Genomic DNA, 24579 nt, shown 5'->3' on the forward strand with positions numbered 1-24579 from the left:
TTGATGCTGTGAAGGAAGCACCTGAAGCAGCTGATAAAGCAGCATCTGATGTGATAGAAAAAGCCACTGACGCTGTTGATAAGGCTGTTGATGCAGTGAAGAAAGCACCTGAAGCAGCCGATAAAGCAGCATCTGATGTGGAGGAAAAAGCCACTGACGCTGTTAATAAGGCTGTCGATGCAGTGAAAGAAGCACCTGAAGCAGCTGATAAAGCAGCATCTGATGTGGAGGAAAAAGCCACTGACGCTGTTAATAAGGCTGTTGATGCAGTGAAAGAAGCACCTGAAGCAGCTGATAAAGCAGCATCTGATGTGGTGGAAAAAGCTACTAGTGTTGCAGAGCACCAAGGGATTATTTTAGAGAATCAACAGGCTTTATTTAAAGATTATGATTTAGATAAGCTTTTGCATAAGATACGAATGGTGCTTGAGCATAACAGTTTAAAAAATGTTAACAAGCAGTTTCACGAGCTTTTTGATACAGAAGCCTTTTCTGTTTATTCTTGTTCTTTTGAAAAGTCTGCTGTAGATGAAAAATCTCAGACTGTAAAAGAAGAGATGGAGCAGGACTATAGTACAGGTGACCAGACAAAGGTTGCTGCTGTGGAAGCTAAGGTGGAGAGCCATGACCATGAAAACAGTCAACCTTTTAACAAAGCGCATGAAGTAAGTGCTCCAATTGAAGCACATCAGAGTGACAATCTTTCTTCTTCTAAAGCTTTGTATAAGGAAGGGTATGATTTTATTCGTTCTGCTAACTATGTTGATGCTGAAAAAAGCTTTTGCGCTTTTCAAAATCGTTACAAAAAAGATCCTTTGAGTGATGATGCTTTATTTTGGTTGGCCGAATCTTTGTTGGGGCAAAAACGCTATCATGAAGCAGCACAAGTTTATCTTACCGCATGGTATGCAGATAAAAAGAAGCTCTATACCTCCGAGATTTTACTGAAATTAGCAAGAAGTATGGTCGCTCTTGAGCCAAATAAAGACGATTGTGCTCATTTTGTGAAAAAATCAAAACGTCAACAAACATTAGCATCTGTTTTTTGTAAACCTGCAAAATAAACAGCGAGGTCGTTTTCGGTGTGCGTTAGACTGGCAAGAAATCTCTTTAAAACATCGGATTTTATTCAATGTCAGAAGTTGATTCTTGCCGTCTCAGGGGGAAGTGATTCTTTGGCTTTGATGTTTTTGGTCAAAGAGCATTTGGAAACTCTCGCATTTCCTCCAGAAATGATTGTTGTCACGGTTGATCATCAATTGCGTAAAGAATCGATGCGTGAAGCAGAAACTGTTGCGAAAATTTGTCGTGTCCATGATATTCAACATATCACTGTGCGATGGGAAGGCGAAAAGCCAAAGACGCATATTGCTTCCAGCGCGCGTGTTGCACGCTATGATCTCTTGGTTAAAGAAGCACAAAAACAAGGCGCATCACTTATTATGACGGGGCATACACTCAATGATCAGGTTGAGACCTATCAAATGCGGTATCAACGTCTCCAAAAGAATAGAGGTGCTTTATATAGTGAAGCTGTTGCCATGCGCGATGAGGTTTATGCCAGTGGTTTTGCTGGTATTTTGCGCGGTGAAGCCGAGGGTATACGTGATGAGGATCATACCAGAAAAACAAGAAAAAATATTGCCGAAAAAAACTATGGTCCCCTCTATGAGCGTGGTTTATCCTGTATTCCGCGTGAGGCGCTGTTGCATAGAAAAGTGCGTTTGATTCGGCCACTCCTTGGTGTAAAACGCCAAACATTACGGAATTATTTACGCTTACAAGGACAAACATGGATTGATGATCCAACCAATGAAGATCGCAATTTTGAACGTGTGCGCGTGCGTCAATCTCTTTCTCCACAAAAATTGGCTTATATTGCTCAAAAAATAAATGAAGCCGCATTGCAGCGTCGTCAACAAGCTAAAAATATTGCTGATTTGATCTTAGCGCTGGATATTACTGTCCAACATGGGCGTTGTTTCATAGAAAAGCCTGCGCTGTTTTTACAGAAACATTCCAGTTTTCCTTTTGTGGTGGGGCTCTTTGCTGTGCTGATGGGAGGGGGATTTTATTTGCTCCCCAATCAGAAATTAAGCATGCTTGTTCAAAAACTCTGTCTTGATTCTCCAGAAAAGCGGCGTTTTACTTATGCGGGCTCTGTTATTGAATATAACAAGCAGGGAATTTCTTTGTGGCGTGAAGGGCGAAATATGAAAGAGGCTATTGTTGAGCCAGATAAAACTTTTATATGGGATGGGCGCTATCATATCACAAATCATGGATATGAGGCTATAAAGGTTGGAGCCGCAAATTTAGAACAGCTGAAATTTTTATTAAAAAATAGCGATTTTGAGCTTGAAAAGCCTCATTTTCCCTCTTTACAATCGCTGCTGATGATCTCAAATCATAAAGGGTATGATATTCCAGAGTTGATTTCTCAAGCAGTTGTTCATAAACATGTTATCGTCAAGCGAATTATGGCACCTTTCGATTGGCTTTCCTCACGAGAAGATGCAGCCTTGGTGAATGTTGTGGAACCTTTTTTTAATATTGAGGTGAAAAGATAAAGGAAAATTACTCTAAAAGAAAATAAACAGCTTCTCATCCCTTGGCAAGGGGCTGACAAGGTTATATGTTAAGGGGAACTGTTTGAAATCTATATTTGATTAAGTGGGCTGAATATGAATTCCAATTACCGCTCTCTCCTTATTTGGGGAGTTATTGCATTGATTTTGATTGTGTCGTTTTCTCTCTTTAATGGAGATAGCCAACGTTCTGGTGGTGGAGAAGTCTCCTATTCTGAATTTTTGCAAAAAGTTGAGAATAATGAGTTGAAATCTGTGACCATTCAAGGTCAAAAATTAACAGGAAAAACCATTGAACATAGAGCTATTTCAACCTATGCTCCTCGCGATCCAGGTTTGATACAAAAATTGGAAAGCAAAAACGTTAATGTTAAAGCTATTCCTGAAAGCTCTGGAAATAGCATTTTCCTCAATCTCCTCTTTTCCTTATTACCTGTTATTATTATCGTGGGGGCGTGGGTCTTTTTTATGCGGCAAATGCAAAATGGGTCACGCGGTGCAATGGGATTTGGGAAATCGAAAGCAAGATTGCTTAATGAAGCGCAAGGACGTATTACCTTTAAAGATGTTGCTGGCGTTGAAGAAGCAAAGCAAGATCTTCAAGAAATTGTTGAATTTTTACGCGAACCACAAAAATTTCAACGCTTAGGGGGGCGTATCCCACGCGGTGTTTTGCTTGTTGGTCCTCCAGGAACCGGTAAAACTTTGCTAGCACGTTCTGTGGCAGGTGAAGCCAATGTGCCATTCTTTACCATTTCAGGGTCTGATTTTGTTGAAATGTTTGTTGGTGTTGGGGCAAGCCGTGTGCGCGATATGTTCGAACAGGCTAAAAAAAATGCACCTTGTATTATCTTTATCGATGAAATCGATGCTGTTGGACGCCATCGGGGGGCTGGTCTTGGCGGTGGAAACGATGAACGTGAACAGACCTTAAACCAGTTGCTTGTCGAAATGGATGGGTTTGAGCCCAATGAAAGTATTATTCTTATTGCCGCAACAAACCGTCCCGATGTGCTTGATCCCGCTTTGTTAAGACCAGGGCGTTTCGACCGACAAGTTGTTGTGCCAAACCCTGATGTTTCTGGGCGTGAACAAATCTTGAAAGTGCATGTGCGCAACGTGCCTTTAGCGCCTAACGTTGATTTGAAAATTTTGGCAAGGGGAACACCAGGATTTTCCGGTGCAGACCTGATGAATCTGGTCAATGAAGCTGCTCTTATGGCTGCGAGCCGTAATAAAAGAGTTGTCACGATGCAAGAATTCGAAGATGCCAAAGATAAGGTGATGATGGGGGCTGAACGTCGTTCAACCGCTATGACACAAGAGGAAAAAGAACTCACTGCTTATCACGAAGCAGGACATGCTATTGTGGCTCTTAATGTGCCGGTTGCTGATCCTGTTCACAAAGCAACAATCGTTCCAAGGGGAAGAGCATTGGGAATGGTGATGCAATTGCCTGAAGGCGATCGCTATTCTATGAGTTATCGGTGGATGATTTCTCGTCTGGCCATTATGATGGGTGGACGTGTGGCTGAAGAATTAAAGTTTGGAAAGGAAAATATCACATCTGGTGCTTCTTCTGATATTGAACAAGCAACGAAATTAGCACGCGCGATGATCACACGGTGGGGATTTTCTGATCTGCTTGGAAATGTAGCTTATGGCGATAACCAAGATGAAGTCTTTTTGGGTCATTCTGTTGCGCGAACACAAAATGTCTCTGAAGAAACAGCGCGCATGATTGATATGGAAGTGCGTAAGCTTATTGATGATGCCTATAAAAATGCGACAAACATTTTGAAAACAAAAAGAAAAGAATGGTTTGCTTTGGCACAAGGTTTGTTGGAATATGAGACTTTAACGGGAGCTGAAATTAACGAAGTTATTGCAGGAAAGCCTCCTTCACGCACACAGAAAGATGAGGGTGCTGCGCCACGGGGGTCTTCTGTTCCAAAAACTGGAACGGTCAGAGCAGAGATAACAGTGGTAGATGAAAAAAACGCTGAAGCAGCTCCTAAAATAGTGCCTCATAAAGAAGAGACCGATAAAGGCAAGGCAGGTAAAGCAGAGGCAGTTGTTGGGAAAAAAACAGCAAAATCCGGTAATGTTGGGCCTAAGGAGGCTCAGTCTAAAGAAGTGCAATCGGATGAGACTGAGAAAAAAGCACAAAGCACAAAAGGCACCACAAAATCAGTCAACCGCTCTAAAAGTAATGCTGAAAAGAAGTCCAATACTGCGGGACATGATAAAGAAAAATAAGAACTGTTTAATATCGCTTGAGTGACGATGTTTTAGGAAAACTTCTAAATTCTTTGAGAAAGGCGCAAGTTTTGTTTGCGCCTTTCTTGTAATATTTGCAAAAATATGGAAGCAAAAAATTAAGCAAAGCCGTTGTATGATGGCGGCTTTAGCATGCTACAAGGCGAGGTGGACTGTTGCTTTTCTAATGTGGTAGGGGGTTGTAAGGTTAGGCGATAGATTTCCTTGCTGATTTGGTAGGGTGTGAGGTTTGGTGCTGGGTTTCTTTACGGATTTAGCAAGTGTGTGAAATTATCCGTTGGTTGTGTTAAAGGGATGTATAGAGCATTTTGAGGAGATAATATTGCTTTTATGTGTGAGGGTGTAAACATAATTGCTTGAGAGTGGTTTAGATGTGTAGATGGTGAAGGGGGCTTGTTAGGATTTTAAGGAAAAGCCAAGGGAAGAATTATATATTAAAGGAAAGAGGCATGGTGCAAAAATATTTTGGTACAGATGGAATTCGGGGGAAAGCCAATTCATTTCCTATGACACCCGATTTTGCCATGAAGGTGGGGATGGCTGTAGGGGTTTTATTTCGCTCACAACATCAATCTCATCGTGTGGTGATTGGCAAGGATACACGATTATCTGGCTATATGTTGGAAAACGCTTTGGTTTCAGGATTGACTGCTGCGGGGATGGAAGCTTTTTTATTGGGTCCAGTGCCAACCCCTGCTGTTGCAATGCTTTGCCGCTCTTTGCGCGCGGATCTTGGGGTGATGATTTCTGCTTCTCATAATCCGTTCTATGATAATGGAATTAAACTTTTTGGTCCTGATGGTTTTAAGCTTTCAGATGATATGGAAGCGAAAATTGAACAATTGATCGATACAGATCTTTCAAAGTCTTTAGCAAGTTCTGCCGAAATTGGTTATGCAAAACGGGTTGAGGGAGATATTTATCGTTATATTGAATATGCCAAACGAACTTTGCCGCGTGATGTTCGCTTAGATACTGTGCGTATTGTTGTGGATTGTGCCAATGGGGCTACTTATAAAGCGGCTCCCCGTGCTTTATGGGAATTGGGGGCTGAGGTTTTTGCTATTCATGATGAGCCCAATGGGACCAATATTAATCAAAAATGTGGATCAACCGATTTAAGCTCTTTAAAACGAAAAGTGCATGAAGTGCGTGCTGATGTGGGGATTGCTCTTGATGGAGATGGAGATCGGGTTCTCATTGTTGATGAAAAAGCACAAACGGTTGATGGAGATCAGTTAATTGCTGTAATTGCTGAAAATTGGCATAAAATGGGACGATTACGGTGCAATGGTGTTGTCACAACGATTATGTCAAATCTTGGACTAGAGCGTTTCTTGAATAGCAAAGGGTTGCACCTTGTAAGGACAAAAGTTGGAGATCGTTATGTTGTCGATGCCATGCGCCAAAAGGGATATAATGTTGGTGGTGAGGCTTCTGGCCATATCGTGCTTAGTGATTTTGGTACAACGGGTGATGGCTTGGTGGCTGCATTGCAGATTTTAGCCTGTATGAAGGAAAGTCAAAGCCCTATGAGCCAATTGTGTAAACGGTTTGAACCTGTACCGCAAATTTTAAAAAATGTAACGATTAAAAATAAAAATGTCTTGAAAAAAAATCCCGTCAAAGCGGCCATTGATCAAGCAGAGAAGCGGTTAGGAAAAGAGGCACGGCTGGTGATCCGCGCTTCTGGAACTGAGCCGGTTATCCGCCTTATGGCTGAAGGCGATGCACGAGAAGTATTGGACACTGTCGTGACAGAGTTGATGGATGTTATTATTCATCATGATGTACGCATGGGGACTGCACTTGAGGAATCTTGAATTTTTTGAAAAAATTATCAGATCATCTTTGAATAAAGGTCTGATTTTAATGCGGGATTTTGGCAATTACAAAAGGAAAGTCCAATTCTAATAACTACAATGCGTATAGATTTCTCTATAGTTCGTAAGATATAAAAAATATGCCTTTTTTTGATTTTCCTTTTTCTTTTACTTATTCGTAAATCGGTTATTAGTTTAACAGAGTTTGTAGTGGGGGGCTTTAACAGCTTATTTGTAATCTATTTATATCTGTGTAATAATATACATTATGGATAGATTTATTGGGATAGGTAAGGCCGCTCAAGTTTTGGGTGTTTCGATCAGCACTCTACGCCGTTGGGAATGTGAAGACAAAATTATTTCTGAGCACACGGCAGGAGGTCACCGCCGTTATGACCTATCTAGGCTTAGACCTGAGCTTTTCATTCGAGAGAACTATCACAAAGAAAAACCATTGCTTATGCGCGTGTATCGAGCCATGATCAAAAAGACGATTTAGAGCGACAAAAACAGGTTCTCGAGCTTTATTGCGCAAGCCAAGGTGGACTTATGAACTCATCTCTGATTTAGGGTCAGGGATGAATTATCGTAAAAAAGGTCTTAAACGTTTGTTGGATGCTCTCATTGAAAATGAAATAGGTCGTTTGGTGATTACGCATAAAGATCGTTTATTGCGCTTTGGTGCGGAATTGGTCTTCGCCATTTGTGAAGCCAAACAAGTTGAGGTTGTCATTCTCAATCAAGGAGAAGAAAGCAGTTTTGAAGAAGATTTAGCCAAAGATGTTTTAGAAATTATTACTGTCTTCAGTGCTCGTCTTTATGGAAGTCGTTCGAGAAAAAATCAAAAGTTATTAGAGAATGTTCGTCAAGCTGTAGAAGCATCGCAATGATTGTTGCTCACAAAATAGCTCTAGACTTAAACAATAAACAACGAAGCTACATGGCTCGAGCCAGTGGTTGCGCGCGCTTTGCTTATAATTGGGCACTGAAGGAATGGCAGCAGCAATATGAAGCATGGAAGAAAGATAATAATTTACAAAGCCTAATGACTATGCGCTACGTAGACAATTCAATTCTCTAAAACGAGAACAATTTCCATGGATAATGGAAGTCACTAAAAATGCTCCACAAATGGCAATTATTCAATTGGGTATGGCTTTTAAGAATTTCTTTTCAGGAAGAAGCCGATATCCCACTTTGAGAAAGAAAGGAGTGCACGATCGTTTTACTTTAACCAATGATCAAGTACAGTTGCAAGGTTCCAAGATAACAATTCCCAAACTTGGTTGGGTTCGTCTGCGAGAACAATTGCGATTTCAAGGAAAGATCTTGTCAGTAACCATTAGCCGTAAAGCGGATCGGTGGTTTGTAAGTCTTAGCGTTGAAACCAATAATCAAGAGCCACTGAGCGAGAACCAAGCTATTGTTGGTCTTGATTTGGGCGTCAATGCACTTGCAACGCTTTCGACAGGAGAAACCATAAGAAGCGTTAAACCTTATAAGGCTTTGCTAAATCGTTTACGACGCTTATCACGAAAGCTAAGCCGTAAGCAAAAAGGCTCGAGCAATCGTTATAAGGAGAAACAAAAACTCGCTAAGCTTCATGCACGAATAAGTAATATCAGAACAGATCATTTGCATAAGGTTACAACAGATTTAATTCAGCGTTTTGGTACATTTTGTCTGGAAGATCTTCATGTAAAAGGTTTGCTGAAAAATCAGCATTTATCGCGTGCCCTTGCAGATCAAAGTTTTTTCGAGTTTCGCCGTCAATTGGAATATAAGGCGGCACGTTATGGTCGACAGATTGTTATTGCAGATCGTTGGTATGCGAGCAGTAAGATCTGCCATCATTGCGGATGTAAGATTGAACAATTACCTCTTAGCATACGTGAGTGGAGATGTTCTCATTGTGGTACGAACCATGATAGAGACATTAATGCCGCGATTAATTTAAAAAACTTGGCGGTGAGTTCCACCGTGTCAGCCTGTGGAGAGGAATGCTCTGGGCAATGTCCTGTGACTTTGGTGAAACCAGCCTCGAAGAAGCAGGAAATCAACAGTATATTTAATCAGAAATGATTATATTTACATAAGTTTGATAGAACGGGAGTTTAAGTGTTATTCATTCTTTTTACTGGACATACAGCGGGTGCAGCGCCTCATGAACATCAAACAGCAATGGTCATTGTGGTTATATCATCTTGATGTTTCTAAGTGCCGCTGCCAATTGGGGATATGATACGCTCCTATTACGTTTAGCTCCTCCTAATTATGAACTTATACTTTTCCAATAATTAGTAGAATAATGAGAAAGAGATGAGAATGATCAATTTTTTTACGACAGTTCTAATGTTTATAAAGTAAAAAAGCCATGTGATGTAAAAATAATGAACATTTTTGGATCTTGGAAGGGTACACTCTATATTCATTTACAATTTTAAGATTTAAACATAAAAGGATTGAAGCCTTCTATAATACTGGTACGACTGAAGGGATTAGAACCGCCCATGCTCAAAAATTAAAGCGTATTCTAAGTGCTCTTGAAGGAGATGTATCGCCAAAAGATTTGAGTTATCCATCCTTTTAATTACATCTGCTAAAGGGTGATTTCAAGGATTATTAGTCAATTACTGTAAATGGAAATTGTTGCGTAATATTTCGCTTTGATAGCATAGATGTCGAAATGGTTGATTATCTGGATTGTCATCAAAAAGGAGATCTAAACAATGATGAAGAATCCTTCACATCCCAGTGAATTATTGCGAGAAGATGTGATCAAAGAGCTTGGTTTATCCTTTAATGAAGCAGCAGAGTAGCTTGGTATATCTCGTGTAGCACTTTCTAGAGTTTTAAATGGAAAAGCCGCTATGAGTGCTAATCTTGCTATTAGGCTTGAAATGTCTGGTGTAAGCACAGCACGTGCTTGGCTTGCTATGCAAACAAATTATGATCTATCAAAAAAAAATCCTTAACAACAGTCCCATGATCAAGATTGCATAAAAGAGTTTCAAATGGCAGTTAAGTTTTTGCAACAGAAACGTATACAAGAGCTAAATCATGCGTATGAGCGTACAAGGTCAAAAGATGTAACGCGGGTAAGACAAGGAATAAAATCTTGTTTCTATAGTCTGTTTGGCTATAATAAATATAAGCAAAGGAGGGTTTTAATATATTGAGTGAAGAGGAAATTAAGCTGCGTCGCCTCTATGCTGAAAATGCATTGGCAAGCCAACGTTTAGAGGGATTAGAGCCAGATCCAAAAGTCGTTGAGCAAATGGAACGTGTTATTATTGGAGAGTTTGAAACAAGTGATATCCTCAAAGATTATATGGAGAGGGTAAAACGTGGAGAAGTATAAGGGGAGCGGTGATCCTTATACTGATCCTGAAACTGGTGTGATGTATAATCGGTTTGGTATTAAAGACAAAGCCACGCTACAACGTGTAGAATCTACGATTTCTTATGTAAAATCTTTCGAATTTGTACATACTCCTATTGGTGGTAAGTTTGATCTGAATTACATGAAAGAGATTCATAGAAGACTGTTTGGTGACATATATGAATGGGCGGGACAAGTTCGTTTAGTGGATATTGCCAAAGGCAATAGTATGTTTGCTAGTTATAATCAGATTGAAAGTTATGCACCGAAGATTACAAAAAAGCTTGCAAAAGAACAGTATCTGCGTGGTCTTGGCGCTTATGACTTTAGCCAAAGGGCTGGGTATTACATGGGCGAATTGAATGCGTTGCATCCGTTTCGAGAGGGGAATGGGCGTACTCAGCGTGAATTTATGGTGCAACTGGCTCGTGAAGCTGGTTATCATATCAACTGGAAGGGTATTGAGCGACAAGAAATGACACGTGCGTCAATTGAAGCACATTTTGGTAATTCAGAATATCTATCTGCACTCATCTATAAGAACCTTATCAAGTTTACAGAAAATAAAAGGGATGATGTTTCTCAAGGTATTGGCAAAAATATTGCTTTTTGCGTTGATCTTAATAAAGAGTGCTTGGAACAACAAAAAGAGAAGATTGAAACTCCTTGGGATAGAGAAAAGACAAGTTTTGCTAAACGTCAAAAAGAAGAACTTGAACAATTACAAAATGATTTGAATGTTGTTGCAAAAGCAACAGAACGAGAGCCATACCTTGCTGCTTATATAGATAATTCTAATCTAGAACAGAAGGTGCTAAGCGCTCTTAGAAATAAAAAATCTTACATTGATGTGTTTAAGGAGTTAAACAGTCATTTAGCATCTATTTATAGAGATCCACAAGAGGCTGCGTTTAGGATTGAGCAAACGATTTTAGCAGGTAAAGGCGATAAACTTCCTGATATTTTGGATAGGGCACCTGATAGAGCAGGCGAACTGCGTGGATTAGATCGTTTTATCGATAAATTGAAGGCTACAGGAAAAGAACGAAAAGAAGCGCTTTATCATGTTCCTCTTGCTGTTTCTACTATGAGAGAGCTTCAATCCTTTTATAAGAATTCTTATGAGACACATATGGATAGTGTTACACGGGAGCGTGAGCGATTGAAAGTTGAGGTTCCGTCACTTTCACAAGAAGCAGTGACTTTTATGAAAAACGTTGAAGCTGGTTGTGATAGTTATTCAAAGATACCAGAGCAGGTTAATCAAGAGTTTTTAAAGCTACAAAGTGTTTTAGATAAACGTTTTGGACATGATGCCATTCATAAATATGGTTTTGATTTATCAAAAGCAATCCCCAAAGAACAGTCTTATAATAAAGAACGCATAAAAGAGTTTCAAATGGCAGTTAAGTTTTTGCAACAGAGACAACAGGAGAAAATCAACGCAATAGCGCGTGCAAGATCAATAGATATGATACGGTAAGGGCAAGGATAAAGCCTTATGCTGTATAAGCCCTATTAAGCCATATGGCAAAAGAGAGGTAATCAAAAGAGGTTTAATATGGGTGTGACAAAAGACGTTGTATGTGCCTGCATAGATAGGGCGTTAAAAAAAATTCGGTGAAATATTAGCAAGTTTAGGACTTACGGTGTCTGATTTCATCCGTATTGCTTTGACAAAAGTTGTTGATGAAAGAGGATTGCCGTTTGATATGTATATTCTTCATGAGAAAACGCTTAAAACTTTTGAGAAAAGTGATAAGGGTTAAGAGAAGTGACAAGGGTTAAGAGATATAGCTGAAGATAGGTAAGATTTGTTTTGTCATTTGGATATTTGATATTTCTGATCATTCACTTCAAATTAGCTTTTCATTTACATCGTTATCGTTATGGGTGTTTCCGTATATTGAATGATGTATGCAAACCGTGATTGAAATGGCAGCTTATTGAACTTCTGTGAAAGAAGAAGGCATATCGCCTGAATAATTATTTGATATTGTTTCTTTTATTGCTACTCATTCAGATGCTGGTGGTCTTATGCAAGGTATGAGAGAAAGCCAAGGAAAGTTAGGTTTAAAAGCATAAGAGTAAAAGTGGGGGATATAAAGTTATACCCTTTTTTGGTGGTTAAAATATTCCGGTGTTGATCGAAGATATTTACAGTCAATCATCTTGAGGTAATTTGACAAAATCAGAGAGGAATGCGTTGAAGAAAATTTTTATATTGCGCCTTGATGAATATCGAAAAGAATAATAATGGATAAGGCACATAAAGCAGGATCTCGTATATTACAAGGTGCTCGTGAAGCTCTTGTCTGAAGCTAAAGGTGAAGCGGATACTAAATTTGGTATCTATATTCCTGCAAATGTTGATGTCAAAAAAAATCAGAAAAAATATAGGGTTATAGATATCATTTTCGGCACGTTTTGGTTTTCCTGTGGGGCGCATGCGTGATTGGGAATGGGGATGATATTTTTACTTCTTTTTACTTGTTGTTTTCGATTATTGACACTGAACTTGAAGCTATGGTGGTAATTTAGCACGCGATGATATCCGCGGCTTATAATCGTGTTTTTAAGAAAGCTCTATTGGTATAGTTTTTGCTTATAAAAAAGGGTGTGAGGGGTATCGTTTTTTTTAAAAAGCATCACGGCGCTTGAAAGGGTCGTAATAAATTTCTGTTACACGAAATTTTCCTTCCAAACGTTTACATTGGATGATGACATCTATCATCGAGATTAATAAGCCGCGGATATCATCGCGTGCTAAATTACCACCACCGTCACTTTCTTTGACTAAAAGGGTCATTTGTTCGAAGGCTGCAAGGGCTGTTGAGGCGTGGACGGTGGTAATGGAGCCGGGGTGACCAGAATTGACATTACGGATATAGTAAAAGGCTGTACCATCACGCAGCTCTTGTAGAAGGATTCTGTCGGGGCGCATGCGTAATCCTGATTCAAGCAGTTCTTTTGCACCTGCTTTTGCTAAGCCTTGGTTATCTTTTGAATAAAAGAGTTGGACTTTGTTGGCGTGCGGAACGACAAGTTCTGGTGTGTCTTCAATGGTGAGAATTCGTTCATAGTCAGGGATTTTTGCAATCAAAGCTTTGGAGAGGGTTGTTTTACCAGAACCGGTTTTGCCCGATATTAAGATATTTTGTTGTGTAATAACGGCTCTTTCTAAAAAGGTGCAAAAGTCTTTGGCGATAAAGAGATCTGTTAGCTCTTTGTCTGTATCAGAGAGTTCGGATAACCGTTCTGTCATTTGTTGCGTGGGTGTGAAACTGGTGTTTTGGGCAACAGAAAAAAGATTGTTTTCATGTAAACTTTCAAGAGAAAAAGTGCGTGATGAAGGTTTACGAATGGTCATGCTAATGGTATTGGCTGCAACTGCTGGAGGCATAACAATTTGTATGCGTTCGTTGTTTGGCAGTGTTGCGGAGAGAACGGGATTTTCTACACTGATTTTTTGTGTTGTGTAGGCAGCAACAACTTTTGCAATCCCTTCTAGTTCGCTGTAGGTTAGTTCTTTTAAGATGTGGGTTTGCCAACCATTGGGACCCTCAACGATTACTTCGCCAGGGCGATTGATAACAATTTCAAATAAATTGTCATCATTGAGGAAATCATCTAAGATCTTTAATTTTGTTAAAACGATGGAGGCGCGTTCTGCATTTTTTGCTGATGGCATAATGTGACTTTATTGGCTTAATGAAAAAAGGAATAGCTGGGAGTAGAGCGGTTTCTTTTGCTCTTTACGACTAGTTTATAGACAGAGGAAAAATCGAGATCTTTTGCTACGAAAATGTTGACGAGTTCGCCTTGAAATTTTTCTAGGGTAGGAGGGATGTTGATTTGATTTTCAAGAGCAATACTGGCGGCCTCTTTTCCAGTGTTGTTTGCGCCTTCAAAACCGCCGCCTCCAGAGTTGTTTGAACCTTCTTTATTGGAATTGCCTACTATTTTATTTGTTAAAACTGTTGTGGCACCATCAATAACGGTGAGTAAAAGGGAAGAGCCAAAGCGTTCCCACCAATGGGTGTTGATGTTGCCATCAAAACCGGCTCTGCCTAAACTGTCGGTTGCGGGTGAGGCAAGGTCGATGATGACACCGGTTGGGGTTTTTGCTCTTGTCCAGAGTACAAAGAGGCGAGATTGACCTTGTTTTATCCCTCCGCGGTATTCGCCAATCACTTGGGTTCCTTTATCAAGCAAAACAACGCGCCCATTGTCAGAGAGGATATCACGGTTGATGATGCAGCTTGCAAAGCCTGGTTGCTCACTGTTTAATGCGGTTTCTAAGATACAGGGAATAGAGGTTCCCATGGCGATGATAAAGTTTCTATTGCCGATGAGTTTTGCTTTTGCTTCTTCTGTTTTGGTAGGCTTTAATAGGGTTGCAAAATTTTGTGTGTCTTGAAGGGCAGGAGAATTTTGCGCATTCGCGAGATTTTCAAGGGCATGGAATTTTTCAAAGGGGTTGAGAGTCGTGTTGACGATGTCTTTTAATTGAGATTTAGAGCCTTTGGCAAAAGCGAGAACAGGGGCACGTCTTGCGGCATCAAGTAGTGGGTCATCTTTTTTGGGTTCTTGTGCGAGTGGTTGTGGGGGTGGTAAGGTTATTGGTGCTATGTTGGCACGCGGGTCAGAGGGCGCGAGCTCTAAAGGGGCGAGGGAATTGTGAAAGCTTTTTTCTTGTTTTTTATGAGCTTTTGCGGTGTCTTTTTGTTCTGTGGGGGAGGATAAGATGTTCCAGAGCACATAGCCGCAGATTCCTATACAGGCTATTGCGACAACTATTTTTTTGCCAGCGGTTTTGGCGCTATTGTTTTTGCCATCCCCAATAGATCCGCGATCTTCGATGATTGATTTATCACTCATGTGTTGTCCCCTTCAATTCCCGCTTATTTAAAGATCTGATGCAATTTTACGTTCAACAGATGGTGAGGTTGTTCCGGTATTTGGATTTGTGCCTTTTGGTTGATAGGCTTCGTTAAAGACGCATAGGACGTTTTTTCCCTGTCTTAGGGTGAAGCGTGCGCTAATGGCATGGACAATCACCATGTTGCCTCTCGTGGTTTTGGGAACCAGCGATTCTGTACCGTCATTGCTGACAATGTAAATGGCAGGGATTTCTTGGTTGTCTGGAAATGTAAATGTTGTTGTTTTGCCATTGTCATAAACGGAGGAGGGTTCAAGAGTGATAGAGCCTTGAGCGGTGTAAGCCCAATTGCGAGGTCCGTAGGTTTCAGAAGCGTTGAAGACATTATCGATACGCTGGGCTTGTTGTTTTTCTTGTCGCATAAGGGCTGCGAGTCTTCTTTGTTCTGCTTCTTCTTGTGGGTAGCGAAATTTCACAAGGAAATATGTTTCTTGTCCAGAGGAAATTTCTCCATCTTTGACCATCAGTTCAAATTGATAGGAGCGCTTTGAGCCATCAAGCTTTGTGGTGACGACTTGGAGATTGGTAATGGGTTGGACTTCCCGCGCTTTAAGGAAAAGAATATTACCCGCTGGTGCAACTTCCCATGCAACGCTGTTGCCAATCGCTACATGAGCAATTTCTTCATTGGGAGAAAATTCTATTTGTACCGATGAGCGTATGGAGCCAATAATTTTTGTGACATTATAGGCATCATAGTTGATAAAGCGAATGCGGCTATCGCTTGGCGCACGAGTGGGAAAAATACTGGCATGGCTAGGCGTTAAAGAAAGGGTAATAGCGATGTTAAGAATGAGAAAAAGAATTTTTTTTGTCATGATCAGTTGACCACTTCCGGATCGGTTCTATATTCACTAACAATAAACCCTAGAGGATTTATCAAACGGTTTTGGACAGAGATAGGGGCATTGATGTATTCAAAGGTAAGTGTTGCAACCCAGTGGGTGATGAATTCTTTGTTGTTGTCGTTGTCGTGAATGGTTCTGTAGTAACGCACTTGGGCAACATCGTCATTGATAAAGGAGATTGATTTTATTGTTATTGTAACAGCGGCGTGTTTATAGAGAATTTGAGGACTTTGGGGATTTCTTGCTCCATACCAGCTGGCAAATCTTTCCTGTTCTTCAGAAGAAGAGAGGAGGGAGACGGTTTGGAAGTTGTGTTGTGTTTCTTCTGTGGTGAAGCCTTCACGGGAGCGGACGTATTTTGCAGCAAAGTAGCGTGTGATTGCTTCGTCGACATTGGTGGGACCTTCTTTTAAGGCTTCCACAACTTCGGTGATGCCGGTTGAATTGTCTACACGGATGACAAAAGGTTCCACGGTTTTAAGGGGTGTGAGGGTGATGACCGCGAAAGAAGACATTATTGCAACTGCAACTGCGATGCCGGCAATGGCAAGCGAGACGCGGGTGGTGCGGCGTGAGGCGAGCATGCGATCTTGATCAAACGAGCGCGCTTCAGCAATGTATTGTTCTATGTCTTTTTCTTTCATGCTTTTTGCCCGCAATTTTTGTAAGATTTGATTTCTTCATCCGTTAATTTTTGTGCCAGAAGCGTTTCCAGCTTACCTTCTACGGGTGAAGGGGTGTTGTTACTGATGATAATGGGTGTGGGCGTGGGTTTTTTCCCTTCCCAATTCCACATTGATCTGTTGAGTGGACGTTTAGAATATCCATCACACTTTGGGAGTGACTTCAGTGTGTTTGGTGAAGACACACAGCCACTGAGAAAGAGAAATGGTAAGATAATCCCAATTTTTTTAAATTCCCGCATTTGAACTTAAGCCTTTGCTAATAGTGATGCTAATTTTTTTACACCATTCGTTATTGTTTTAGCTCCTCCTGAGCCTGTAAGGGAGGCACCCCCAGAGGCTAAAGCGGAAGCCATGCCAGGTAAATTGAAGAAAAGAAAAATACCACCAAGGCCAACCACCATAAATGCGCCAAAGGAAAACATGATATCTACAATGTTTGTTGTAAAGATTTTCAGTGCAAGTTTGACATACATACCACCAAGCAAGATGACTAATATCTGAAGTATGATGAAGTTTGCAACTTGTCCTAACCATGCCTCTGTAAACCTTCTTGTTGATGAAAACATATAGAGGCTTATGAAGAGCGGTCCTACTGATATGACGAGAAATAAACCCAGCTTAGCAAACATTGTGACGATAAAACCAATTATGCAAAAAACAGCAGCAATCACGTAACAGGCAAAACCAACTATCCAAGCAACAAGATACGCACCCAATGCAAGCCATGATGCAGATTTTGCTTCATCAAAAACATGTGCAACAGCTTTGTTTAACAGATCATCCCATATATTTTTATCTGAGTGTATTGTACCTTGTGTGGCATGTGCAATGGCATTAGGAAGACTATTGAAAAATAAATCCCCGACCCACTCATTATAAAGAGCAGCGTTTGTGGCGAGTGAAACAATGATGCCAAGTTTGAAAGCTGTCACTATAAATTCCCACAGTGGCATGGAAGAACGCCCTGAGATGATATTGTACCCCATAAATATAATGTAGATTGTACATGATGCTTTAAGCGGAGCACTTAAACCCGATGAGAGATTTGCGGTGGTTTCGTTCATTATTTGCATAATAGGTTCTATTAACATATTTTCTGCCGTGGTAAAGAAATCTATTTTTTCGAATGCCATTGCACGTCCATTCTATCTAATTTTTGCAAATACGATTATTTCTGATTTAATTATTATTCTGTTGTTGTTTAGCTTTAGTGCGCTCTTCTGCTTCGCGCTCGGCTTGTTCTTTTGCTTTTTCTTCAGCCTTTCTTTTTTCTATTTCAGCTTGCCTTTTTTCAAAATCAATTTTCCATTTTTCATGTCTAGCTCGTAGTTCGGCTCGATATTCTTCCATCGCTTTACGCATGTTTTCGTTGTGTTCCCTAATTCTCTCTTCAGCATTTGCTTCATATTCCTTTTGAAGTTCAAGTTGTGCTAATCTTAAGTTTTCACAATTTTTTGCAGTTCCTGCGAATCCACATTTAGCATTCCACTCTTCCATCAATTTTTTATCTTTTTTAAATTCTGCGACGCTATAGGTTTTTTCACATCCAGCAGTGATGAGCCCTGTGCAAAGTAGCAATGTTGTTATGAGAACTTTATTCATCAATATTTCCCCTTTTTCCTTTCAGTTTTACAAGGTTTGAGCACAATTTTTAAATTATGCTTGTGTTATCGGTTTTTTATAACCAGTGATGATAAATCTAGGGCACAGACATAATGTTGCCATAAATATATTGTATAGTCTGTAAGGTTCTTTAAGTTGAGCAGCTAAAGCGCAATAGATGTTATCCATTGTTTTTGTAATGGGATTCATCAACATATTGTCTATCTTAGTGAATATGCCGTTGCTTTCTACTGCCATTTAGATGCTCCGCTCTTCATTATGTTTTAATGGTTATTTTGTTGTTCTTCTGCCGCGCGCTCTTTTGCTTCTCTTTCGGCTCGCAATCTATTAGTGTCAGCTTCAATTTTTTCAAGTTTAGCCTTCATTTTAGCTTTAAATTCTTCATCTATTTTGCGATTATGTTCATCAATCTCTGCCCGACGTTCTTTCTCAAGTTCAGCGCCTGCTACTCTTAGGTTTTCACAATTTTTTGAAGTTCCTATCCCTCCACATCTCGTGACCCATTCATCAAATAATTTTGGATTTTTTTTAAATTCTGCAACGCTATAGGTTTTTTCACATCCAGCGGTGATGAGCCCTGTGCAAAGTAGCAATGTTGTTATGAGAACTTTATTCATAGATATTTCCCCTTCTTTCTTTCAGTTTTTGAGGTTTGAGCACAATCTTTAAATTCTGCTATGTTCTGGTTTTTTATAACCAGTGATGATAAATCTAGAGCACAGACATAATGTTGCCATAAATCTATTGTATAGTCTGTAAGGTTCTTTAAGTTGAGCAGCTAAAGCGCAATAGCGATGTGTAGTGGCGCTATCCATTATTTTTGTAATGGGATTCATCAACATATTGTCTATGTCAGTAAATACGCCTTTCGTTATTATTGCCATTTAGATGCTCCGCTCTTCATTATGTCTTAATTATTATTCTGTTGTTCTTCTGCCGCGCGCTCTTTCGCTCTTCGTTCTTCCTCAGCACGCTCTTTTGCTCTTTGTTCAGCAAGGAATTTTTGATTCTCTTCTCTCATTTTTTTAATTCTGGCTCTCATTTCAGCTTTCAATTTTTCCATTGATTTGCGATTTTCTTCGTCAATTTTACGACTTCTTTCTGCTGCTTTTGCTTCATACTCTTTCTGAAGTTCTAAAAATGCTAACCGCATGTTTTCACAATTTTTTGAAGTTCCTGCAAATCCACATTTCGCATCCCACTCTAGGCGTAATTTTTCATCTTTTTTAAATTCTGCGACGCTATAGGTTTTTTCACAGCCAGCAGCGATAATTCCAGTGCCAAGTAGCAATGTTGTTATGAGAACTTTATTCATCAATATTTCCCCTTTTTCCTTTCAGTTTTACAAGTTTTGAGCACAATCTTTAGATTCTGCTGTGTTCTGGTTTTTATAACCAGTGATGATAAATCTAGGGCAGAGACATAATCTTGCCATAAATCTATTGTATAGTCTGTAAGGTTCTTTAAGTTGAGCAGCTAAAGCGCAATAGCGATGTGTAATGGCGCTATCTATTATTTTTGTAAGGGAATGCATTACAGTATTATCTATCCAAGTAAATACACCTTTGGTTACTATTGCCATTGAGATGCTCCGCTCTTCATCGTGTTTTAATGGTTATTTTGTTCTTTTGCCGCGCGCTCTTTTGCTCTTCGTTCTTCTTCAGCGCGTGTTTCCGCTCTTTGTTTTTCGAGTATTTTTTGAGTCTCAGCCTCCCTTTTTTCAAGTCTGGCTTTTTGTTTCGCCATAAATTCTTCATATCTTTTGCGATTTTCTTCTGCAATTTTACGACTTCTTTCTGCTTCTTTTGCTTCATATTCTTTCTGAAGTTCTAAAAATGCTAACCGCATGTTTTCACAATTTTTTGAAGTTCCTGCAAATCCACATTTCGCATCCCATTCTAGGCGTAAATTTTTATCTTTTTTAAATTCTGCGACGCTGTAATTTTTTTCACATCCAGCTGTGATGAGCCCTGTGCAAAGCAGCAATGTTGTTATGAGAACTTTATTCATCAATATTTCCCCTTTTTCCTTTCAGTTTTACAAGGTTTGAGCACAATTTTTAAATTATGCTTGTGTTATCGGTTTTTTATAACCAGTGATGATAAATCTAGGGCACAGACATAATGTTGCCATAAATATATTGTATAGTCTGTAAGGTTCTTTAAGTTGAGCAGCTAAAGCGCAATAGATGTTATCCATTGTTTTTGTAATGGGATTCATCAACATATCATCTATGTCAGTAAATACGCCTTTGGTTACTATTGCCATTTAGATGCTCCGCTCTTCATTATGTCTTAATGGTTATTTTGTTGTTGTTCAGCTTCTCTTTTAGCGCGTTCTCTTGCTTCTCGTTTAGCTCTCATTTTTTCAATCCAAGCGTCTTGTTCAGCTTTCAATTTTTCCATTGATTTGCGATTTTCTTCGTCAATTTTACGACTTCTTTCTGCTGCTTTTGCTTCATATTCTTTTTGAAGTTCTAAAAATGCTAACCGCATGTTTTCACAATTCTTTGAAGTTCCTGCAAATCCACATCTAGCATCCCACTCGAAGCGTAAATTTTTATCTTTTTTAAATTCAGCGACGCTATAGGTTTTTTCACAACCAGCAGCCATAAGCCCTGTGCAAAGCAGCAATGTTGTTATGAGAACTTTATTCATTATTTATTGTCCTGTTTCTTTTCAGATTCTTGTTTATCGTCATTTGTCGAGCCAAAGCCTCCCCATTTTTTACGGGTTTCAAATTCAGCTTGCTCTGCATTTTTACAATTTTTCGAATTCAAATCCCCTGACGTCAAACATTTCACTAATACTTCTTCCATCAGTTTTTTATTTTTTTTAAGTTCTTCTACGCTGTAGGTTTTTTCACAGCCAGTGGTGATCAGCCCTGTGCAAAGTAGCAATGTTGTTATGATGATCTTGTTCATATTCAAGCCCCTCTTTTCTTCCGTTTATTGACCACCGAGTTTTTTGGCATAATCTGCATATCGCGCTGCAAATTCTTCGTAAGCTCGTTGTTCGGCAGCTTTGTATTCCGCTTGTTGAATCATCGCGGCGGCTTGCATTTGGAGAACTTGTGTTTGGAGTTTTGCTTGTATTGCTGATAATTGTGCTTGAATGCCTTGAATTTTACCCGAATCTTTAGTACTTCCAAGTTCGTCAAGGAGCTTGTTAATGGTTTTTTGTGTTTCACTGGCTTCTTCGTAGACGTCTTGGCCTTTTGCTGCTTGTCCTACCGTGTTCTGTTCGGCTTTTTTCACTTCTTGTGCGTAAAAAGCATCTGCTGCCTCTTTTGATCCAGCACCCCCTGCGGGCTCTTTGTATTTAAGTTCTTCTTGCCATTTTTGCGTGTTTTTGCTGCCGCCGCCGCCGCCACCGCCACCACCACTGCCCATTGATTGTTGAAAGTGGTTAAAATCTGAAGGAAGGGCGCCACTGCTCCCTTGCTTGTTAAACATCTCTTTCAATCCCGAAATGTCAGGCTTGACATTTAGGGAGTTATATAATTGTTTCGCTTGATCGAGTTGGCTCTTTAATTGGTCAAGCTGTTGTGCACCTTGTTGAATTTGTTCTTGCAACTTGTTAAGCTGTTGTTGGCCTTGTTGAACTTGTTTAATCATTTGTCCAAAAGCCTTGGGATCAAATACAATACCGCCAAAACCAAATGAATTGGTTGTTAAACCAAAAGAAATTGCGCAAAGAGCTGTTGCCAATAAAAGTTTTTTCATTGCTTTGACCTTTCTTGAAAAATAGGAAGCCATTTTTCTGGAGATTGTCCAACTTCATCCATAATGGTCTCTAGGAGTTCAATATTCTTGGTGGTGCCACTTAAAATGGCTATTTCATCATCAAAGCCGCGTAAATTTAGCTCTGCTACAACAGAACTTTGTCCTTGTTTGATGAGAAAACGCCGTGACTCACGGCTTAATTCTGATTGTATCAGGTTAAATTCTCTGTCCGATAATTTAAAACCTTCTACATAATCCCCATGATTGCCCTTTTGATTGGGAAAATAAATCTGTGTGGGGCATTGCTCTATAATGGTGTGGGCAATGGTCGAATTGATCGCATCTTTGGGAGATTGCGTTGCAAACAACATCAAACCATTTTGTTTACGGATAGTTTTCAGCCTGTCTTGCGCAAAGGCTTTAAAGGAATCATCCTCTAAGGCTTTCCAGAACTCATCAATGACAATGATAATACGACGCCCATCAATCAGAGACAAAATCCTATGAAAAAGATACATCATTAATGGGGGACGAATTTCATTATTGTCTAAAAAATCCGTCATGTCATAACCAATAAATTTTGCATCAATGCCAATGTCGTCATCAGGATTGTCAAAAACCCACCCTAAGGCATTGCCTTTACACCATCTTTCTAAACGACCCGCTATCCCCTCCCTGTGCGTGGTGTCAAAAAACATTTGTAAGGCGGAGATCGTCCGTTGTTCTTTTGGCAACAAGGCAAGTTGGTCAACAGCAGCAGAAATATCTTGTCTTTCTGATTCACTGATCTTTTGATCTTCAGAAGAAACAAGCTTTATAATCCATTGGCGTAAAAAAACTCTATCTGCTGGATTGTTATAGTCTAAGCCTTTTAGCGGTGCTATGCCTGTCGGTCTACCATTCTTCAAGGGCATATAAGTGCCGCCACCCGCTCTGACAAAAAGTTCTGCGCCCCGATCTTTGTCAAAAAAGACCATATTGGGATCATGCTTTTGAAGTTGCGCTAAAAGAAAATTGACAATAACCGTTTTCCCAGAACCAGAGGGACCACAAACAAACGTATTGCCTAAATCACCAAAGTGAAAGTTAAAATAAAACGGTGAACCAGCAGAGGTCTTCATCAAGGCTACCGCTGGTCCCCACACATTGCCATCTATTTTTCCAACCGGAAAAGAATGAAAAGGAGAAAGCGCTGCATAATTGCGGCTTGTTATTGCACCAGAGCGGGTGCGATAAGCATAATTGCCAGGCAATTGTGCCCACCAAGCCGCCGCTAACCCTAAGTCTTCCCGCGCAATGACAGCCCCACCATCTGTAAGACGAGAACGCGCTTTGGCAAGATTATCCGCTAACTCTTGCGGCGTATCAGCAAAAACTGCCAATGATAAATGATGCTCCCCTAAAACAAAACGATTGGATTCAAGATCATCAAGCGCATCATCCAGTTCCATAATTTGTGAACCTGCTCGATCTCCTGCATTGACCATTTGATTCTGTTTGCGCCCCATAATCTGTTTGGCAGCATTTTTGCTCTTGAAAATAAACGATTGGGTGAAAATAAACTCAAAGGGAAGGGTGAGCAAACCATCCGCCATGCCTACCCTAGTTTTTGCTGGATATTCTTTCCAACCAAACATGCCCGCAAACCGCTGTCCCGCCTCGGTGCGTATTTCTATGATCTCTTTTCCAAAAATGAGACGGTCTGAATAAACAGTCGAAGCTATCGTCCCCCATGTGAGAGGTATCCGTTCACGACGACCTCCCACCAATTGGTGGATAAACTCACTTTGCTGCGAATAAATATTGCCTTCATGTTCATAAAGACTCAATCTTCTTGCACCATAGCGCTCTAAATTTTGAATAAGATCTGTTGTAATATCTTCAAGCTTGCGAATGGACTCTGCATCAACTTCTGTCTTTTCTTGCTTGGCTTTGCCTAAACGTTTGAAAAACTCCACTAATTTATCCGTTTGATCAACGTGTGGATTCCACAAAATAGAAAGATAAAGCTCATTGCGATAAAGCTCCTGTGAAATCATCCGGTCGCGATATTTATCATCTAATTGCTTGGCAAATGCCGATCTGAAAGTCCCATCCGGATAAATCGTTTCACGCTTTCTGATAATATGGCTATAAAGCGCTATCCGTTCATCCGCTATGTTTTTAAACAGATTATTGAGCTGTTCGTGAAGCACATTCAGATCAATAATATCCGCTGTCTCAAAGTTAATCCCTTCAAGTTTAATAACGCTCATGAGAGCGCGTGAATCCAGCGCAATGATGTGTTTATTGACATGGCGCACATAAGGAATGATCGCCTCTGGCTGCTTTTCACGTTTGCGCTCTGTTCTATTCATTGTAATTCCTCATAATTACGAATTAATCGTAATGGAGAAATACTTCCCCCACCCCATAGACTCGAATTTCTGGCAAAAATACTTGTTTTTTGCCATGTCAGAAGAATACGAAATTTGTTATGGTCATGCTTTAGGATTTCCTTGAATATGAAATGCAGCATCACACCAAAGGTTAGAAAAAAAATATTGCCTGCCATAATGAACAATATCATCGTTCCTATCCCATTTAATCCCATAGCTTCCACCGTCACGCCTGCAATCATTGCAGGGCGCGTGCAAGCAAGAAATAACGTATCTTCTGTTAGCTTGTCGTGCTCTTTCATGGC

General features: G+C 40.1%; 29 protein-coding genes and 3 pseudogenes. 13 read left to right on the forward strand and 19 right to left on the reverse strand.

Going from position 1 to position 24579, the window contains the following annotated elements:
* The 13 genes and pseudogenes from ACFINL_RS02955 to ACFINL_RS03015 all read left to right on the forward strand — a co-directional run.
* A pseudogene (locus ACFINL_RS02955) lies at nucleotides 1-1064 on the forward strand (tol-pal system protein); the annotation flags it as partial.
* Between the two features lie 18 nt (nucleotides 1065-1082).
* Complete coding sequence (gene tilS, locus ACFINL_RS02960) at nucleotides 1083-2570, forward strand: tRNA lysidine(34) synthetase TilS (protein ID WP_375649954.1); 1488 nt, start codon at nucleotides 1083-1085, stop codon at nucleotides 2568-2570.
* Between the two features lie 114 nt (nucleotides 2571-2684).
* The gene (gene ftsH, locus ACFINL_RS02965; RefSeq protein WP_375611768.1) at nucleotides 2685-4847 is read left to right on the forward strand and encodes an ATP-dependent zinc metalloprotease FtsH; all 2163 of its coding nucleotides are present in this window, start codon (nucleotides 2685-2687) and stop codon (nucleotides 4845-4847) included.
* A 470-nt stretch (nucleotides 4848-5317) separates the two neighbouring features.
* Nucleotides 5318-6691 carry a phosphoglucosamine mutase gene (gene glmM / locus ACFINL_RS02970; RefSeq protein ID WP_375611769.1) on the forward strand — a complete coding sequence of 458 codons (1374 nt, stop codon included), beginning with the start codon at nucleotides 5318-5320 and terminating at the stop codon, nucleotides 6689-6691.
* Nucleotides 6692-6959: 268 nt separating this feature from the next.
* Entirely contained in the window at nucleotides 6960-7190 is a 231-nt protein-coding gene (locus ACFINL_RS02975) for a MerR family DNA-binding transcriptional regulator (protein ID WP_375611770.1), read from the forward strand.
* Nucleotides 7145-7581 (forward strand): annotated as a pseudogene (locus tag ACFINL_RS02980) (IS607 family transposase). The gene ACFINL_RS02975 and the pseudogene ACFINL_RS02980 overlap by 46 nt, the downstream one beginning before the upstream one ends.
* 50 nt (nucleotides 7582-7631) lie before the next feature.
* Nucleotides 7632-7772, forward strand: coding sequence for a helix-turn-helix domain-containing protein (locus ACFINL_RS02985; RefSeq protein ID WP_375611780.1), 141 nt, complete (start codon nucleotides 7632-7634; stop codon nucleotides 7770-7772).
* Between the two features lie 23 nt (nucleotides 7773-7795).
* Nucleotides 7796-8773 (forward strand): RNA-guided endonuclease InsQ/TnpB family protein, encoded by a 978-nt coding sequence (locus ACFINL_RS02990; protein WP_375649958.1) that lies wholly within the window; start codon nucleotides 7796-7798, stop codon nucleotides 8771-8773.
* Between the two features lie 647 nt (nucleotides 8774-9420).
* A pseudogene (locus ACFINL_RS02995) lies at nucleotides 9421-9666 on the forward strand (HigA family addiction module antitoxin).
* Between the two features lie 200 nt (nucleotides 9667-9866).
* Nucleotides 9867-10052: an antitoxin VbhA family protein gene (locus tag ACFINL_RS03000; RefSeq protein WP_375628016.1), complete on the forward strand. Its 186-nt coding sequence runs from the start codon at nucleotides 9867-9869 to the stop codon at nucleotides 10050-10052.
* Nucleotides 10039-11556, forward strand: a complete 1518-nt coding sequence (vbhT, locus tag ACFINL_RS03005; RefSeq protein ID WP_375649970.1) for a type II toxin-antitoxin system protein adenylyltransferase VbhT — start codon at nucleotides 10039-10041, stop codon at nucleotides 11554-11556. The genes ACFINL_RS03000 and vbhT overlap by 14 nt, the downstream gene beginning before the upstream one ends.
* 166 nt (nucleotides 11557-11722) lie before the next feature.
* Nucleotides 11723-11842, forward strand: coding sequence for a type II toxin-antitoxin system RelB/DinJ family antitoxin (locus ACFINL_RS03010; RefSeq protein ID WP_375638284.1), 120 nt, complete (start codon nucleotides 11723-11725; stop codon nucleotides 11840-11842).
* A 542-nt stretch (nucleotides 11843-12384) separates the two neighbouring features.
* Nucleotides 12385-12528: a hypothetical protein gene (locus ACFINL_RS03015; RefSeq protein WP_375613217.1), complete on the forward strand. Its 144-nt coding sequence runs from the start codon at nucleotides 12385-12387 to the stop codon at nucleotides 12526-12528.
* Between the two features lie 183 nt (nucleotides 12529-12711).
* Here the strand turns inward: ACFINL_RS03015 and virB11 are convergent, their stop codons facing one another.
* Genes virB11 through ACFINL_RS03110 form a run of 19 tightly spaced genes read right to left on the reverse strand, consistent with a single transcriptional unit; the run spans nucleotide 12712 to nucleotide 24576 of the window.
* Nucleotides 12712-13764, reverse strand: coding sequence for a P-type DNA transfer ATPase VirB11 (gene virB11, locus ACFINL_RS03020; RefSeq protein ID WP_375622633.1), 1053 nt, complete (start codon nucleotides 13762-13764; stop codon nucleotides 12712-12714).
* Between the two features lie 17 nt (nucleotides 13765-13781).
* Nucleotides 13782-14954 carry a type IV secretion system protein VirB10 gene (gene virB10, locus ACFINL_RS03025; RefSeq protein ID WP_375649976.1) on the reverse strand — a complete coding sequence of 391 codons (1173 nt, stop codon included), beginning with the start codon at nucleotides 14952-14954 and terminating at the stop codon, nucleotides 13782-13784.
* Nucleotides 14955-14981: 27 nt separating this feature from the next.
* Nucleotides 14982-15833, reverse strand: coding sequence for a P-type conjugative transfer protein VirB9 (virB9, locus tag ACFINL_RS03030; protein WP_375630944.1), 852 nt, complete (start codon nucleotides 15831-15833; stop codon nucleotides 14982-14984).
* A gap of 2 nt (nucleotides 15834-15835) precedes the next feature.
* Nucleotides 15836-16507 (reverse strand): virB8 family protein, encoded by a 672-nt coding sequence (locus ACFINL_RS03035; RefSeq protein WP_375649983.1) that lies wholly within the window; start codon nucleotides 16505-16507, stop codon nucleotides 15836-15838.
* A complete protein-coding gene (locus tag ACFINL_RS03040; protein ID WP_375612504.1) occupies nucleotides 16504-16788 on the reverse strand; it encodes a type IV secretion protein VblB7 in 285 nt (94 codons plus the stop codon). The genes ACFINL_RS03035 and ACFINL_RS03040 overlap by 4 nt, the downstream gene beginning before the upstream one ends.
* 6 nt (nucleotides 16789-16794) lie before the next feature.
* The gene (locus ACFINL_RS03045) at nucleotides 16795-17682 is read right to left on the reverse strand and encodes a type IV secretion system protein (RefSeq protein ID WP_375649991.1); all 888 of its coding nucleotides are present in this window, start codon (nucleotides 17680-17682) and stop codon (nucleotides 16795-16797) included.
* A gap of 46 nt (nucleotides 17683-17728) precedes the next feature.
* On the reverse strand, nucleotides 17729-18151 hold the full coding sequence (locus tag ACFINL_RS03050; RefSeq protein WP_375633406.1) for an EexN family lipoprotein: 423 nt from the start codon (nucleotides 18149-18151) through the stop codon (nucleotides 17729-17731).
* 54 nt (nucleotides 18152-18205) lie between these two features.
* Nucleotides 18206-18409, reverse strand: coding sequence for a hypothetical protein (locus ACFINL_RS03055; protein WP_375650000.1), 204 nt, complete (start codon nucleotides 18407-18409; stop codon nucleotides 18206-18208).
* A 26-nt stretch (nucleotides 18410-18435) separates the two neighbouring features.
* Entirely contained in the window at nucleotides 18436-18789 is a 354-nt protein-coding gene (locus ACFINL_RS03060; protein ID WP_375650005.1) for an EexN family lipoprotein, read from the reverse strand.
* Nucleotides 18790-18837: 48 nt separating this feature from the next.
* Nucleotides 18838-19056 (reverse strand): hypothetical protein, encoded by a 219-nt coding sequence (locus tag ACFINL_RS03065; RefSeq protein ID WP_375650011.1) that lies wholly within the window; start codon nucleotides 19054-19056, stop codon nucleotides 18838-18840.
* A 26-nt stretch (nucleotides 19057-19082) separates the two neighbouring features.
* Nucleotides 19083-19487: an EexN family lipoprotein gene (locus ACFINL_RS03070; protein ID WP_375650018.1), complete on the reverse strand. Its 405-nt coding sequence runs from the start codon at nucleotides 19485-19487 to the stop codon at nucleotides 19083-19085.
* A gap of 27 nt (nucleotides 19488-19514) precedes the next feature.
* Nucleotides 19515-19754 (reverse strand): hypothetical protein, encoded by a 240-nt coding sequence (locus tag ACFINL_RS03075; protein WP_375650026.1) that lies wholly within the window; start codon nucleotides 19752-19754, stop codon nucleotides 19515-19517.
* A 26-nt stretch (nucleotides 19755-19780) separates the two neighbouring features.
* Entirely contained in the window at nucleotides 19781-20182 is a 402-nt protein-coding gene (locus ACFINL_RS03080; protein ID WP_375650033.1) for an EexN family lipoprotein, read from the reverse strand.
* A gap of 54 nt (nucleotides 20183-20236) precedes the next feature.
* A complete protein-coding gene (locus ACFINL_RS03085) occupies nucleotides 20237-20440 on the reverse strand; it encodes a hypothetical protein (RefSeq protein ID WP_375650040.1) in 204 nt (67 codons plus the stop codon).
* A gap of 26 nt (nucleotides 20441-20466) precedes the next feature.
* The gene (locus ACFINL_RS03090) at nucleotides 20467-20829 is read right to left on the reverse strand and encodes an EexN family lipoprotein (RefSeq protein WP_375650047.1); all 363 of its coding nucleotides are present in this window, start codon (nucleotides 20827-20829) and stop codon (nucleotides 20467-20469) included.
* Nucleotides 20829-21095: an EexN family lipoprotein gene (locus tag ACFINL_RS03095; RefSeq protein WP_375650055.1), complete on the reverse strand. Its 267-nt coding sequence runs from the start codon at nucleotides 21093-21095 to the stop codon at nucleotides 20829-20831. Before ACFINL_RS03095 ends, ACFINL_RS03090 begins: the two co-directional genes overlap by 1 nt.
* Nucleotides 21096-21119: 24 nt before the next feature.
* Nucleotides 21120-21896, reverse strand: coding sequence for a type IV secretion system protein (locus ACFINL_RS03100; RefSeq protein ID WP_375650058.1), 777 nt, complete (start codon nucleotides 21894-21896; stop codon nucleotides 21120-21122).
* Entirely contained in the window at nucleotides 21893-24253 is a 2361-nt protein-coding gene (locus ACFINL_RS03105) for a VirB4 family type IV secretion/conjugal transfer ATPase (RefSeq protein WP_375650061.1), read from the reverse strand. Before ACFINL_RS03105 ends, ACFINL_RS03100 begins: the two co-directional genes overlap by 4 nt.
* On the reverse strand, nucleotides 24250-24576 hold the full coding sequence (locus ACFINL_RS03110) for a type IV secretion system protein VirB3 (protein ID WP_375612517.1): 327 nt from the start codon (nucleotides 24574-24576) through the stop codon (nucleotides 24250-24252). The genes ACFINL_RS03105 and ACFINL_RS03110 overlap by 4 nt, the downstream gene beginning before the upstream one ends.
* Between the last annotated feature and the right edge of the window lie 3 nt (nucleotides 24577-24579).

The sequence above is a fragment of the Bartonella sp. AA78NXGY genome (assembly GCF_042197005.1).
GTDB lineage: Bacteria > Pseudomonadota > Alphaproteobacteria > Rhizobiales > Rhizobiaceae > Bartonella.